At 67.3% G+C, this 13,627-nt stretch carries 11 protein-coding genes; 9 read left to right on the forward strand and 2 right to left on the reverse strand.

What is annotated here, in order from left to right:
- Positions 1–32 precede the first annotated feature (32 nt).
- The 9 genes from GH660_RS09905 to GH660_RS09945 all read left to right on the forward strand — a co-directional run bounded on the left by GH660_RS09905 (position 33) and on the right by GH660_RS09945 (position 12,243).
- Positions 33–887, forward strand: coding sequence for a CsgG/HfaB family protein (locus GH660_RS09905; protein ID WP_153146497.1), 855 nt, complete (start codon positions 33–35; stop codon positions 885–887).
- 171 nt (positions 888–1,058) lie between these two features.
- On the forward strand, positions 1,059–2,132 hold the full coding sequence (locus GH660_RS09910; RefSeq protein WP_153146498.1) for a poly(3-hydroxybutyrate) depolymerase: 1,074 nt from the start codon (positions 1,059–1,061) through the stop codon (positions 2,130–2,132).
- Between the two features lie 42 nt (positions 2,133–2,174).
- Positions 2,175–4,124, forward strand: coding sequence for a DNA topoisomerase IV subunit B (parE, locus tag GH660_RS09915; protein ID WP_153146499.1), 1,950 nt, complete (start codon positions 2,175–2,177; stop codon positions 4,122–4,124).
- A 107-nt stretch (positions 4,125–4,231) separates the two neighbouring features.
- On the forward strand, positions 4,232–5,146 hold the full coding sequence (locus GH660_RS09920) for a patatin-like phospholipase family protein (RefSeq protein ID WP_153146500.1): 915 nt from the start codon (positions 4,232–4,234) through the stop codon (positions 5,144–5,146).
- A 48-nt stretch (positions 5,147–5,194) separates the two neighbouring features.
- A complete protein-coding gene (locus GH660_RS09925) occupies positions 5,195–7,063 on the forward strand; it encodes a radical SAM protein (protein WP_153146583.1) in 1,869 nt (622 codons plus the stop codon).
- A gap of 1 nt (position 7,064) precedes the next feature.
- Positions 7,065–7,433: a hypothetical protein gene (locus tag GH660_RS09930; protein ID WP_153146501.1), complete on the forward strand. Its 369-nt coding sequence runs from the start codon at positions 7,065–7,067 to the stop codon at positions 7,431–7,433.
- On the forward strand, positions 7,430–8,479 hold the full coding sequence (locus tag GH660_RS09935) for a nitronate monooxygenase family protein (protein ID WP_153146502.1): 1,050 nt from the start codon (positions 7,430–7,432) through the stop codon (positions 8,477–8,479). The genes GH660_RS09930 and GH660_RS09935 overlap by 4 nt, the downstream gene beginning before the upstream one ends.
- Positions 8,480–8,628: 149 nt before the next feature.
- Positions 8,629–10,962, forward strand: coding sequence for a DNA topoisomerase IV subunit A (gene parC / locus GH660_RS09940; protein ID WP_153146503.1), 2,334 nt, complete (start codon positions 8,629–8,631; stop codon positions 10,960–10,962).
- Positions 10,963–11,115: 153 nt separating this feature from the next.
- The gene (locus GH660_RS09945; protein ID WP_153146504.1) at positions 11,116–12,243 is read left to right on the forward strand and encodes an MBL fold metallo-hydrolase; all 1,128 of its coding nucleotides are present in this window, start codon (positions 11,116–11,118) and stop codon (positions 12,241–12,243) included.
- A 129-nt stretch (positions 12,244–12,372) separates the two neighbouring features.
- On the opposite strand, the gene GH660_RS09950 is transcribed toward GH660_RS09945, so the two are convergent.
- A complete protein-coding gene (locus GH660_RS09950) occupies positions 12,373–12,918 on the reverse strand; it encodes a phasin family protein (RefSeq protein ID WP_153146505.1) in 546 nt (181 codons plus the stop codon).
- A gap of 156 nt (positions 12,919–13,074) precedes the next feature.
- Positions 13,075–13,596: a peptide deformylase gene (gene def / locus GH660_RS09955; protein ID WP_153146506.1), complete on the reverse strand. Its 522-nt coding sequence runs from the start codon at positions 13,594–13,596 to the stop codon at positions 13,075–13,077.
- Positions 13,597–13,627 lie beyond the last annotated feature (31 nt).

Below are 13,627 nucleotides of genomic sequence, written 5' to 3' on the forward strand. Positions count from 1 at the left end.
AAGAACAGTCACGAACAATCTAGGAGGTCATCATGAAAGCACCCCAACTTTCCAAATGTCGCGTCCTGCTGGGCGGGATGCTGTGCGCGACGCTGGCCGCTTGTTCCAACATGCAGATGGGTTCCCCCGAGGCGAAGACGACGGCAACCGGCTCCGCGGCCGGCAGCAATGTCCAGGGCGCCAACTCGCAGCTCGAAAAGTGCGCGGCGACGATGGGGACGGTGGCGATCGTCGAGGACACCCATGCCTCGTGGTACGGCATCCTCACCGGCCAATGGCGGCTCGGGTCGACGGTGCCGGTGCTCAAGCTGCTGGTCCAGCAATCGAACTGCTTCGTCGTCGTCGAGCGCGGCCGCGCCATGGGCAACATCATGGGCGAGCGCGCGCTGGAACAGTCGGGCGAGATGCGCAAGGGCTCCAATTTCGGCAAGGGCCAGATGGTTGCCGCCGACTACTCGATGAGCCCGTCGATCACTTTCAGCAACCAGAATGCCGGCGGCGCCGGTGCGGCGATCGGCGGCCGCCTGGGCTCGGTCGGCGCGCTGCTCGGCGGCAGCATGAACGTCAAGGAAGCCAGCACCCTGCTGACCCTGATCGACAACCGTTCCAGCGTCCAGCTGGCGGCGGCCGAGGGCAGTGCACGCAACATGGATTTCGGCGCCATCGGCGGCCTGCTTGGCTCGGCGGCCGGCGGCATCGGCGGCGGCTACTCGAATACCGCCGAAGGAAAGGTCATCGTCGCCGCCTTCACCGATTCCTACAACAACCTGGTGCGCGCGGTGCGCAACTACAAGGCGCAGGAGGTGCAAGGCGGCCTCGGCACCGGCGGCCAGCTCGGCGTCCAGGGCGGATCGACGCCGGCCGGCAAGGCGATCAAGAGCAAGTAGCGCTCCCCGTTCCGGCGGAGTATGCCCCAGGGCCGGCCTCGCCGGCCCTTTTCAATTCCGTTCCCGGCTGCCGGAACCGGTAGAATGCCGCCGGCGCCGCCTGTTGCGGTCGACCCGCATTTTTGCCCGTTTTTCACGACGCCATCCGCCAACCCTGCACAACCTGCCGTCATGAACCTCCTCTCCCTGCGCCGCGCCGTCCCGATCCTTCTCCTGCTTGCTGCGGCCGGTGCCAGTGCTGCTCAACCGCTGCCGGCGCTGGGCGCGAGTACCGACGACGTGACGGTGTCCGGCATCTCTTCCGGCGGCTACATGGCGGTGCAGTTCCAGGTCGCCTATTCGTCCATCGTGCGGGGCGCCGGGATCGTCGCCGGCGGGCCGTATGACTGTGCCCGTGGTTCGGTGCGCCGGGCGCTGGGCAACTGCATGGCGCCGACCGGCGACGCGCAGCCGCCGACCGCCGAGGAGACCCTGCGGGTGGTGAATCAGTTCGCCGCGGCAGGCCGCATCGACCCCGCCGCCAGGTTGCGCGACGACCGCGTCTGGCTCTTGGCCGGCGGCAACGACCAGGTCGTCCTGGCGCCGGTGATGGACGCGCTGGACGCCTTCTACCGCGCCGCCCTGCCCGCTGACGCCATCCGCTTCGTCAAGGTGCCGGAGGCTGGCCACGCCATGCTTTCGGTCGCCGACCCGCAGGCCAACGCCTGCCCGACCAGCGAAACACCGTTCATCAACCGTTGCCAGGACGTCGACGCCGCCGGCCAGTTGCTGGCGCACCTGCTCGGCCCGCTGCAGCCGCCCGCCGCGCCGCCGGCCGGCGAGATGGTCGTCTTCGACCAGCGCCCCTTCGTGCGCGGGCGCGCCGTCGACGCCAGCCTGGCCGACGAGGGCTATGCCTTCGTTCCCACCGCCTGCCGCAGCGGCGGCTGCCGGATCCACGTTGCCTTTCACGGCTGCCTGCAGAACGCCGGCGAAATCGGCCGCCGCTTCGTCGACGGCGCCGGCTACAACGGCTGGGCAGCGAGCAACCGTATCGTCGTGCTTTACCCGCAGACGGTGCGGCGCTACGGCCTGGCCTGGGGCTCGTTCCGCTGGCTGCTCAATCCGAAGGGCTGCTGGGACTGGTGGGGCTACACCGGCGCCGACTACCCTACCCGCGACGGCGCCCAGCTGCGCGCCGTGCGCGCGATGATCGGCGCGTTGGGAATGCCGCCACAGCCGGTACAATCCGCCGGCAACCGCTGATCGCTGCGGTCGACCGCCTTTATTGCCTCATTTTCACAGCGCATGACTGACTATTCCGCCTCTTCCATCCGCGTCCTCAAGGACCTCGAACCCGTCAAGGAACGCCCGGGCATGTACACCCGGACGACCTGCCCGACCCACATCGTCCAGGAAGTCATCGACAACGCCGCCGACGAGGCGCTGGCCGGCTTCGCGAAGAAGATCGCGGTGCGCATCCAGGCCGACGGGCTGATCGAGGTGTCCGACAACGGCCGCGGCATCCCGGTCGAGATCCATCCGGAGGAAGGCCGGCCGGCGGTCGAGCTGGTGTTCTGCAAGCTGCACGCCGGCGGCAAGTTCAACAAGAAGGAGGCCGGCAACGCCTACCGCTTCTCGGGTGGCCTGCACGGCGTCGGCGTCTCGGTGACCAATGCGCTGTCGACGCGGCTGGAAGTCGAGATCAGGCGCGGTGGCGGCGTGCACCGCATCGCCTTCGGCGCCGGCTTCGTCACCGAGCCGCTGGCGCGCATCGGCGACTGCGGCCAGCGCAACACCGGGACCACGGTGCGCATCGTGCCAGACCCGAAATATTTCGACTCGCCGAAGGTCAATCTGGCGCAACTGGAACACCTGCTACGTTCCAAGGCCGTACTGATGCCCAACGTCACCGTCGAGCTGGAAATCGAGGGCGAGGCGCCAAAAAGCTGGTGCTACCGCAACGGCATGGCCGACTACCTCGCCGAAATGATGGTCGGCCAGCCGGTTGCGCCGATCTTCGTCGGCGAGAAGTACGTCGAGGCCGAGAACGGCTTCGCCGTCGGCGAAGGTGCGACCTGGGCGCTGGCCTGGTTCGAGGAAGGCGGCGGCAAGCCGGAATCCTACGTGAACCTGATCCCGACGCTCGACGGCGGCACCCACGAGGCCGGGCTGAAGGCCGGCGTCTTCGAGGCGGTCAAGACCTTCGCCGACCATCACGCCATCCTGCCGGCCAAGGTCAAGCTGGCGCAGGAAGACGTCTGCGGCCGCATGACCTGGCTGCTCTCGGCCAAGGTGCTCGACCCGCAATTCCAGGGCCAGACCAAGGAAAAGCTGACCTCGCGCGACGCCTACAAGCTCGTCTCGCAGATGGTGCGCGACCCCTTCGAGCTGTGGCTCAACAGCCACGCCGATTTCGGCAAGAAGATCGCCGAACTGGCCGTCAAGGCGGCGCAGAACCGCATGAAATCGACCCAGAAGGTCGAGAAAAAGAAATCGTCCGGCATCGCCACCCTGCCCGGCAAGCTGACCGACTGCGAATCGGACGACACCAGCCGCAACGAGGTCTTCCTGGTCGAGGGCGACTCGGCCGGTGGCTCCGCCAAGCAGGGCCGCGACAAGGAGACGCAGGCTGTGCTGCCGCTGCGCGGCAAGGTGCTCAACACATGGGAAGTCGAGCGCGATCAGCTGTTCAAGAACAACGAGGTGCACGACATCTCGGTGGCCATCGGCGTCGACCCGCACGGCCTGGAGCAGATCGACACGGTCGACGTGTCCGGGCTGCGCTACGGGCGGATCATCGTCATGTCCGATGCCGACGTCGATGGCTCGCACATCCAGGTGCTGCTGTTCACCCTCTTCCTCCGCCATTTCCCGGCCCTGGTCGAGCGCGGCCACATTTACGTCGCCCAGCCGCCGCTGTTCCGCGTCGATGTCGAGGCGCGCGGCCACACGCGCAAGATCTATTGTCTGGACGAGGCCGAGAAGCAACAGACGCTGCAGAAGCTGGCCGACGAGGGCGTTGCGGAGAGCAAGATCAGCGTCTCCCGCTTCAAGGGCCTCGGCGAAATGAACCCGGACCAGCTCTGGGAAACCACGCTCTGCCCGGACACCCGCCGCCTCGTGCCCTTCCAGGCCAGCCGCGATGTCATCGCCGAAATGGCCGGCACCTTCACGCTGCTCATGGGCAAGGGCGAAGCCGCCGGCCGCCGCGCCTGGATGGAAAAGGACGGCGGGCTGGTCGAGGCGGATGTCTGAGCGCCTGCCCATTCGGTCCTCAGAGTTACCGACCGTCACAGCGCCGGTAAGCGCAAGTCGCTAAGCTTCGGCCCTTTGCACATCTTGTGAACGTCCACTCCCCGACCATGCCCCGTCTGCCCGTGCTCCGCGCCGGCCTGCTGGTCCTCGGCATCGCCCTGCTCGCCGGCTGCGGTTCGCTCCCCTCGCTCGGTTCGGCGAAACCTGCCGCCCCGCCTGCCGCGACACCGGCTGCGCCGGCGCCAGTCGCGCTACGCAAGCCGAAGATCGGCCTCGCCCTCGGCGGCGGCGCGGCGCGCGGCTTCGCCCACATCGGCGTGATCAAGATGCTCGAAGCGCAAGGCATCGTTCCCGACTACGTCGTTGGCACCAGCGCCGGCGCCGTCGTCGGTTCGCTCTACGCCAGCGGCCTCGACGCCTTCGCCATGCAGAAGATTGCCGTCCAGCTCGACGAAAAGATCTTCGCCGACTGGACGCTGGGCGGCCGCGGCCTGCTCAAGGGGGAGGCCCTGCAGGACTTCATCAACCAGAATCTCGGCAAGCGCCCGCTGGAAAAGCTGAACAAGCCCTTCGCCACGGTCGCCACCGATCTCAACAGCGGCGAGCGCGTCGTTTTCCGCACCGGCGACACCGGCATGGCCGTGCGCGCGTCGGCCGCCGTGCCCGGCGTCTTCCAGCCCATGCAGTTCCGCGGCCGCAGCTACGTGGACGGCGGCCTGACCAGCCCGGTGCCGGTACAGGCGGCGCGGGAAATGGGCGCCGATTTCGTCATCGCCGTCGACATCTCGGCGCGCCCCGAAGGCCAGCCGACCGACAGCCTGAGCGCCATCCTCTGGCAGACGACGACCGTCATGGGCGGCATCATCGCCCGCAACGAGCTGAAGGAAGCCGACATCGTCATCCGGCCGAACCTTCCCTACGTCAAGTCCTGGGATTTCACCGCGCGGCACGACGCCATGATGGAAGGCGAACGCGCCGCCCTCGCCGCGCTGCCGCAGATCAAGCAGCGCCTGGGCAGATAGGCGGCCGTGGCCCTGCATCGCCCGCGCATCCTCAGCGTCATCCCGCCGATGACGCAATTGAACACGCCCTATCCGGCCACCGCCTACCTCACCGGTTTCCTGCGTTCGCGCGGTTTCCATGCCGAACAGACCGACCTGGCGCTGGCGCTGGTGCTCGAACTGCTGTCGCCGGCCGGCCTGCCGAAGCTCAGGGCGGCGGCCGAGGCGATTCCCGGCAAAAAGCGCTCACCCACGCTCAAGACCTTCCTCAACCAGTTCGACCGCTATCTTTCCACCATCGGTCCGGCCATTGCGCTGCTTCAGGGCCGCGACGGCTCGATCGCCCACCGCATCGGCTCGCGCGCCTTCCTGCCCGAAGGGCCGCGCTTCGCGGCGCTCGACAACTACGTCGGCGAGGACGGCGGCGACCCGCTGGCCTGGGCCTTCGGTGCGCTCGGCGTGCAGGACCGGGCGCGGCACCTGGCGACGCTCTACCTCAACGACCTGGCCGACGTACTGCGCGAGGCGGTCGACACCCGCTTCGAGTTCGTCCGCTATGCCGAAGCGCTGGCCCGCAGCCAGGCGAGCTTCGACCCGCTGGCCACGGCCCTGGCGGGGGAGCCGACGCTGGTCGATACGACCCTGCAAAATCTGGCCATTTCGGCGGTCGACCGCAGCAGGCCGGACATCGTGCTGATTTCGGTGCCCTTCCCCGGCTCGGTCTATGCCGCCTTCCGCATCGCGCAGACGATCAAGGCAACATATCCGCAGGTCGTCACCGTGCTCGGCGGCGGCTATGTCAATACCGAGCTGCGCGAACTGGCCGAGCCGCGCGTCTTCGACCATTTCGACTACCTCACCCTCGACGACGGCGAAAAACCGCTGCTGGCGCTGTTCGAGCACCTGGCGGGAGAACGGCCGCGCCTCAACCTGGTCCGTACCTTTACCCGGGTCGAGGGCGCTGTACGCTACTTCAACAATCAGGAGCCCGACATTCCGTTCGAGGAAACCGGCACCCCGACCTGGGACGGCCTGCCGCTCGACCGCTACCTGTCGCTGCTCGACATGCTCAACCCCATGCACCGGCTGTGGTCGGACGGCCACTGGAACAAGCTCACCGTCGCCCACGGCTGCTACTGGAAGAAATGCAGCTTCTGCGACGTCAGCCTCGACTACATCTCGCGCTTCGAGGCGGCCAGCGCCCGGACGCTGGTTGACCGCATCGAGCGCATCGTCGACGAAACTGGGCACAGCGGCTTCCATTTCGTCGACGAGGCCGCGCCGCCCAAGGCCCTGCGCGCCCTGGCCGAGGAACTGCAGCGGCGCAACCTGGCGATTTCGTGGTGGGGCAACATCCGCTTCGAAAAATCCTTCACCCCCGAGCTTTGCCTGCAACTGGCCGACAGTGGCTGCATCGCCGTTTCCGGCGGTCTCGAAGTTGCCTCCGACCGCCTGCTGGCGCTGATGAAGAAAGGCGTCTCGGTCGAGCAGGTCGCCCGCGTCACGCGCGCCTTCAGCCAAGCCGGAGTATTGGTTCACGCCTACCTGATGTACGGCTTCCCGACGCAGACGGTGCAGGACACCGTCGATGCGCTCGAATACGTCCGCCAGCTTTTTGCCGAAAACTGCATCCAGTCCGGCTTCTTCCACCGCTTCGCGTGCACCGTGCATTCGCCGATCGGCCTCCACCCGGCGGAATACGGCATCCGCCTGCAGCCGCTGCCGCCCGGCAAGTTCGCCAGGAACGACGTCGACTTCATCGACCCCACCGGCGTCGACCACGACCGCCTCGGCAAGGCGCTGAACAAGGCGCTCTACAACTACATGCACGGCATCGGGCTGGACACCGATCCCCGCGCCTGGTTCGACGACCGCGTGCCGAAGCCGCGGGTCGGGCGGCATTTCATCGCCCGGGCGCTTGCTGCGCGGCACACCTGACATGCGGATACGCGACGACACGCCGCCGACCCCGCGCGGTATCAACATCGCCCTGTTGTTCGCGCTCGCCGCCCACCGCCTCTCCACCTGGTATGAACACGGGCAGTGGCTGAGCGACGCCCAGGGCGCCAGCCTGGCCGCCGACTGGCTGGCCCGCTCCAAAAGCGCATTGCCGCTCGCCGAGCGCCGGCGGCTGGCGGCGCTGAGCGACCAGTTCGCCAGGCAGATGGCCGGAACGCTGTCGCGCGAAGCCGGTCTGTATGCCGCCCATGAAATGATGGAAGCGCTCGACCCCAACTACCATTCCGAGCTGGCCCGGTCGCTGCTGGCAGAATGCGAACGTCTTCTCGACGACACGGAGTCCCCATGAGTTTTCTCGCCGAAGCTGGCCTGTTGCTGCCGGTCATCCAGGCGCCGATGGCCGGCGTCCAGGGTAGCGCGCTGGCGCTCGCCGTCTGCGCCGCCGGCGGCCTTGGTTCGCTGCCGGCGGCGATGCTGCCGATGGGCGAGCTGCGCCGCGAACTGGCGGCGCTGAGGGCCGGAACGGACCGGCCGTGGAACGTCAATTTCTTCGCCCACACCCCGCCGCCGCTCCCCGATCCCGCCCGCGAGACCGCCTGGCGCCAGCGGCTGGCGCCGTATTACCGGGAATTCGGCATCGATCCCGAGGCGATTCCGGCCGGCCCGGGACGCCTGCCGTTCAACGACGAGGCGGCGGCCTTGGTCGAGGAATTCCGTCCCCCCGTCGTCAGCTTCCATTTCGGCTTGCCGGCGGAACACCTGCTCGCACGCGTCAAGGCGACCGGCGCCTTCGTGATGTCGTCGGCAACTACCGTCGCCGAAGCGCGCTGGCTGGCTGCGCACGGCGCCGATGCGGTCATCGCGCAGGGGCTCGAAGCCGGCGGACATCGCGGCATTTTCCTCGGCGATGACCTGACGACGCAGGTCGGCACCATCGCCCTGCTGCCGCAGATCGTCACCGCCGTCGCCTGCCCGGTCGTCGCTACCGGCGGCATCGCCGATGCTGCGGGTGCCGCGGCGGCCCGCGCCCTGGGCGCCGCCGCCGTCCAGGCCGGCACCGCCTATCTGCTGTGCCCGGAGGCGACGACCGGCGCCCTGCACCGCGCCGCGCTGCAAACCGACGCAGTAGCGCACACGGCACTGACCAACCTGTTCTCCGGCCGCCCGGCGCGCGGCATCGTCAATCGGCTGATGCGCGAACAGGGGCCGTTGAACCCGGCCGCACCCGCCTTCCCGCTGGCGGCAGCCGCCGTCGCGCCGCTGCGCGCTGCTGCGGAAAAGCAGGGGCGTACCGACTTCACCCCGCTGTGGTGCGGCCAGAACGCCGTCTCCTGCCGTCCCGTGCCGGCTGCCGAAGTCACCCGGGAACTGGCGCGCGGCTTCGCCGCCGGCTGATTTGCCCGGATTGCTGCGGTCGACCACAGTAATCCGCCCTTTCAGCCGAATCCCGCCCGGCCTCGGCAGTCGATTATCCAGCCGGGAAGCCCGGCCCGGCCGCCACAAATCGAGTAACATCCCGGCTGCCCGATGCAGACTGCAAAGCCATGAACGACCAGTTGAAACTCTTCGACCCCAACGCCCCGCAAAACCGACCCGCCGAGCCGGTGCCGCCCAATCTCCCACCGAACGTCCCACCCGCCGCTTCCGGCCCGGCCGACGACATCCCCTCGCCCGCCGACTATGCTGCCCGCCGCTATCTCGAATACGCGATGAGCGTCGTCACCGGCCGCGCCCTGCCCTCGGCGGCGGACGGCCAGAAGCCGGTGCAGCGCCGCATTCTCTACGCCATGCACCGCATGGGCCTGTACAAGAGCCCGCGCCACGTGAAGTCGGCACGCGTCGTCGGCGACGTGATCGGCAAATACCACCCGCACGGCGATTCGTCGGTCTATGACGCGATGGTGCGCATGGCGCAGGACTGGAGCCTGCGTTACCCGATCGTCGACGGCCAGGGCAATTTCGGCTCGCGCGACGGCGACAACGCGGCGGCGATGCGCTACACCGAGGCCCGCCTGACGCCGATCGCCGAGCTGCTGCTCGCCGAAATCGATGAAGGCACGGTCGACTGGAAGCCCAACTACGACGGCGCCAACGATGAACCGGCGCTGCTGCCGGCCCGCCTGCCCTTCTGCCTGCTGAATGGCGCTTCCGGCATCGCCGTGGGTATGGCGACCGAAATCCCGGCCCACAACCTGCGCGAAGTGGCGTCTGCTGCGGTCAACCTGATAAAGGACCCCGATTTCAGCGAAGATCAGCTGCTGGAACTGATTCCCGGCCCCGACTACCCGGGCGGCGCGCAGATCATCTCGTCGCCCGAGGAAATCGCCGCCACCTACCGCACCGGGCGCGGTAGCCTGCGCGTGCGCGCCAAGTGGAAGATCGAAAACCTGGCGCGCGGCCAGTGGAAGCTGGTCATCACCGAACTGCCGCCGGGCGTGTCGACGGCCACCGTGATGTCGGAAATCGAGGCCTGCTCGAACCCGGTGGCCAAGGAAAAGGCCGGCAAGAAGGTATTCACTCCGGAGCAGCTCAACCTGAAGGCGGCCTTCCTGTCGGCCATTTCGGAAAGCGGCGTGCGCGACGAGTCGGGCAAGGAGCACGCCGTTCGCCTGGTCATCGAACCGGCCAGCTCGCGCCAGGGCCAGGACGACCTGGTGCGCCTGCTGCTCGCCCACACCAGCCTCGAAACCAACGCCCCGGTCAACCTGACCGTCCTCGGCGTTGCCGGCGCGCCGAGGCAGGCGTCGCTGTACAGCATCATCGAGGAATGGTGCCGCTTCCGCCTGTCCACCGTCGAACGTCGCACGCGCCATCGTCTGACCGCCGCCGAGAAACGCATCCACATCCTCGAAGGCCGGCAGGCCATCCTGCTCGACATCGACCGCGTCATCAGGGTCATCCGCGAGTCGGACGACCCCAGAGCCGACCTGATGGCGCACTTCAATCTCTCCGAGATCCAGGCCGAGGACATCCTCGAAATCCGCCTGCGCCAGCTGGCGCGGCTGGAAGGCATCAAGATCGGCGAGGAACTGGGCAGGTTGCGGGAAGAAGCCAAGGGACTCAACCACCTGCTCGATTCGGAAGCCGCCCTGCGCGCCTGCGTCGCCGGCGAAATCGAAGCTGACGCGAAGAAATACGGCGACGAGCGCCGCACCCTGATCGAAGCCGATGCCAAGGTCACCATGTCGGATGCCAAGACGGTCTCCATCGTCGACGAGCCGACGACCCTGGTCGTCTCGAAGCACGGCTGGCTGCGCTCGCGCACCGGCCATAATGTCGAACCGGCGCAGCTGACCTTCCGCTCCGGCGACAGCCTGCTCGCCTGCCTGCCCTGCCGCACGGTCGACCACCTGATCCTCCTCGATACCGGGGGCCGTGCCTATTCGATCCCGGCCTCGGACATCCCCGGCGGCAAGGGCGATGGCGTCCCGGCCACCTCGCTGGTCGATTTCGTCGGTGGCGGCAAGCCGTGCCTGGCGCTGGCGGTGCAAGGCGAGAAGCTCTACCTGGTCGCCGCCAGCGGCGGCTACGGCTTCCGCTGCCAGGGCGAGGATTTCCTGTCGCGCGGCAAGGCCGGCAAGGCCTTCATGACGCTGCCCGAGGGCGAAGTGCCGGTGGTCTTCGCGCCGGCGCCCGAGGGCGAGATCGCCTGCATCACCCGAGATGGACGCGGGCTCGTCTTCGCCATCGGCGAAATCCGCCTGCTGCCCAAGGGGCGCGGCCTCAAGCTGATCGATGCGGCACCCGGCAAGACGGCACTGGAGGAAATCCTGCCGGTCATCGACGGCGCTGCCGGCAAGCTCAGGGGCGAACGCCTGGAAAACTGCCGCGGCAACCGCGGCGGCAAGGGCAAGCCGTTGAAGACGAGCCGCAAATAAGGTTCGCGCGCGGGGAATCAGCCGCTGGCCGTCGCCGTCCTCCCGGCGCGCCATACCCTGCCGGCCACTGCTGGCCACCGGAGAAAACTCTTGCCGGGGCCGCGCCGGTGCCATAAATTGTCTGCAGCTACCTGATCGCTCACGGAGAAACGCATGTTCGGCAACCTGATCTTCCGTCAGCTCTTCGATGCGCCCTCGTCGACCTACACCTACCTGCTGGGCGACCGGCAGAGCCGGCAGGCGGTCATCATCGACCCTGTCTTCGAGCAGCATCTCCGCGACCGCGCGCTGGTCGAGGAACTCGGGCTGCAGCTGGTCGCGGCGCTCGATACGCATTGCCATGCCGACCACGTGACCGGCGCCTGGCTCATGCAGCAGGCGACGGGCTGCCGGATCGGCATCTCCCGGCGCTACGGCGATGCCCTGCAGGGCGCCGACCTGCGGCTCGACGACGGCGACCGGGTGGCATTCGGGAATTCGTCTCTCGACGTGCGTGCCACGCCCGGCCACACCGACGGCTGCCTGACTTTCGTGACCGGCGACCGGCGCCTGGCCTTTACCGGCGACTGCCTGCTGATCCGCAGCGCCGGCCGCTGCGATTTCCAGCAGGGCAATGCCGCCACCCTGTTCCGCTCGATCACCGGGCGGATCTTCAGCCTACCCGACGACTGCCTGATCTTTCCCGCCCACGACTACAACGGGCGCACGGTGTCGTCGGTCGGCGAGGAAAAGGCCTTCAATCCGCGCATCGGCGGCCAGGCCGACGAGCGCGACTTCGTCGGTTTCATGGAGAACCTGAATCTCCCGCATCCCAAGCAGATCGCCGTCGCCGTGCCCGCCAACATGCGTTCCGGGCAACCCGCCGACGGCAAGGTGCCGCGCCCCGCCGAGTGGGGGCCGGTACGACAGAGTTACGCGGGCCTGCTCGAAATCGACCCGGAGTGGGTCGCCGAACACCGCGCCGACCTGCACATCCTCGACGTGCGCCAGCGCGGGGAACTGGACGAAAGGCTGGGCCACATCGCCGGCGCCCAGCTCATTCCGCTCAATGAACTCAAGGACCGCCTGGCGGAAGTCCCGCAGGACAAGCCGGTGATCCCGGTCTGCCATGCCGGCATGCGCTCCGGCCAGGCGACGGTGATCCTCCGCCAGGCCGGCTTCGCTCGCGTTGCGAACCTGCGCGGCGGCATGCTGCTTTGGCAACAGACCGGCCTGCCGGTGGAACACGGTGTCGCGCTTCGCTCTGGTGATAGCGGTGTCGCAGCACCGAAACAAACATGATGTAATACATTATCAATCAATCGTAGTTGATTGATAAAAAATAAAAAAGCCATTGCTAAGCAATGGCTTTTTGCTGCCGGGGACTGGCTCCGGTTCGCCTGCCGCGAGGCGGCAGAAACTCAGGCCGCCTTACTTCTTGGCAGCCTTCGGAGCGGTGACGTTGGCGGCCTTCAGGGTGGCTTCGGTCGCGGCGGTGACGCTGGCTTCGGCGACTTCGGCAGCCTGCTTGGCAGCCTTGTTCAGGCCTTCGTAGGCTTCGTTGGCGGACTTGATGGCGGTCTTGACAGCGGCGACAGCCACTTCGGAACCAGCCGGCGCGGAGGCCAGGGCCTTCTCGACCAGACCGGAAACCTTGGCGTTGGTGTCGGCAACCTGGGCTTCAACCTGCTTGGCGACCTTGTCCTTGGTTTCGGCGGTGATCGCGTAGACGCTGCGCGAGTAGTCGAGACCCTTCTCGATCGCCGGCGCGGCGAGTTCCTGTTGCAGCTTCAGGAAGGACTGGACGTCCTTGACGCCGAACAGGGCGTTGGCGTTGGCGAAGGAGGCTTCGACCAGCGAACGGCTGGCGTTCAGGTTGAGGGCGGCCAGACGCTCGATGCTGTCGAAGGCGGTGTTGGCGAAGAAGGAAACCGAATCGAAACCGGCTTTGGCGAATTCCTGGGGCTTGGTGATCATGGTGAAGTTCTCCTTGAAGGTCATGCTTGAATAAAGGTTTCGTGCCCGCTGCATCGAATGCTGCGTTGCAACACAACTTCATTCTACATCGCTGTTTTACGTTGTCAAGCGCAATGTTGCACTGCAACAATTTTTTAATTTTCAGGGGCAAAAACGTCAGGTGACGCCGGGAAACAGCACATCCGTAAAGCCGAATTGCGTGAAATCGCGAACCCGCATCGGATACAGCTTGCCAACCAGATGGTCGCATTCGTGCTGCACGACGCGGGCGTGGAAGCCTTTCACCAGGCGGTCGATCGGCTCGCCGTTCTCGTCCCGGCCGCGATAGCGGATATGGCGATGACGCGGCACCCACCCGCGCAGCCCCGGCACCGACAGGCAGCCTTCCCAATCGTCCTCGGTCTCGTCGTCGAGCGGCGTAATCAGCGGATTGACCAGGACCGTTTCCGGGACCGCTTCGGCTTCCGGATAGCGCAGGCTGTGCTGGAAGCCGAAGATGACCACCTGCAGGCCGACGCCGATCTGCGGCGCGGCCAGCCCGACACCACCGGCTGCCTGCATCGTGTCGCGCAGGTCAGCGATCAGCGCCCGCAGTTCGGCGGTCGCAAACGCGTCGACCGGCGCCGCCGGCTGCAACAGTCGGGCATCGCCCATGCGCAGGATGGTTCGCACGGCCATGGCCGCCTTCTCGCTTCTTGAAAATCCGGAA

It is taken from the genome of Dechloromonas sp. H13, from assembly GCF_009469615.1.
Lineage (GTDB): Bacteria > Pseudomonadota > Gammaproteobacteria > Burkholderiales > Rhodocyclaceae > Azonexus.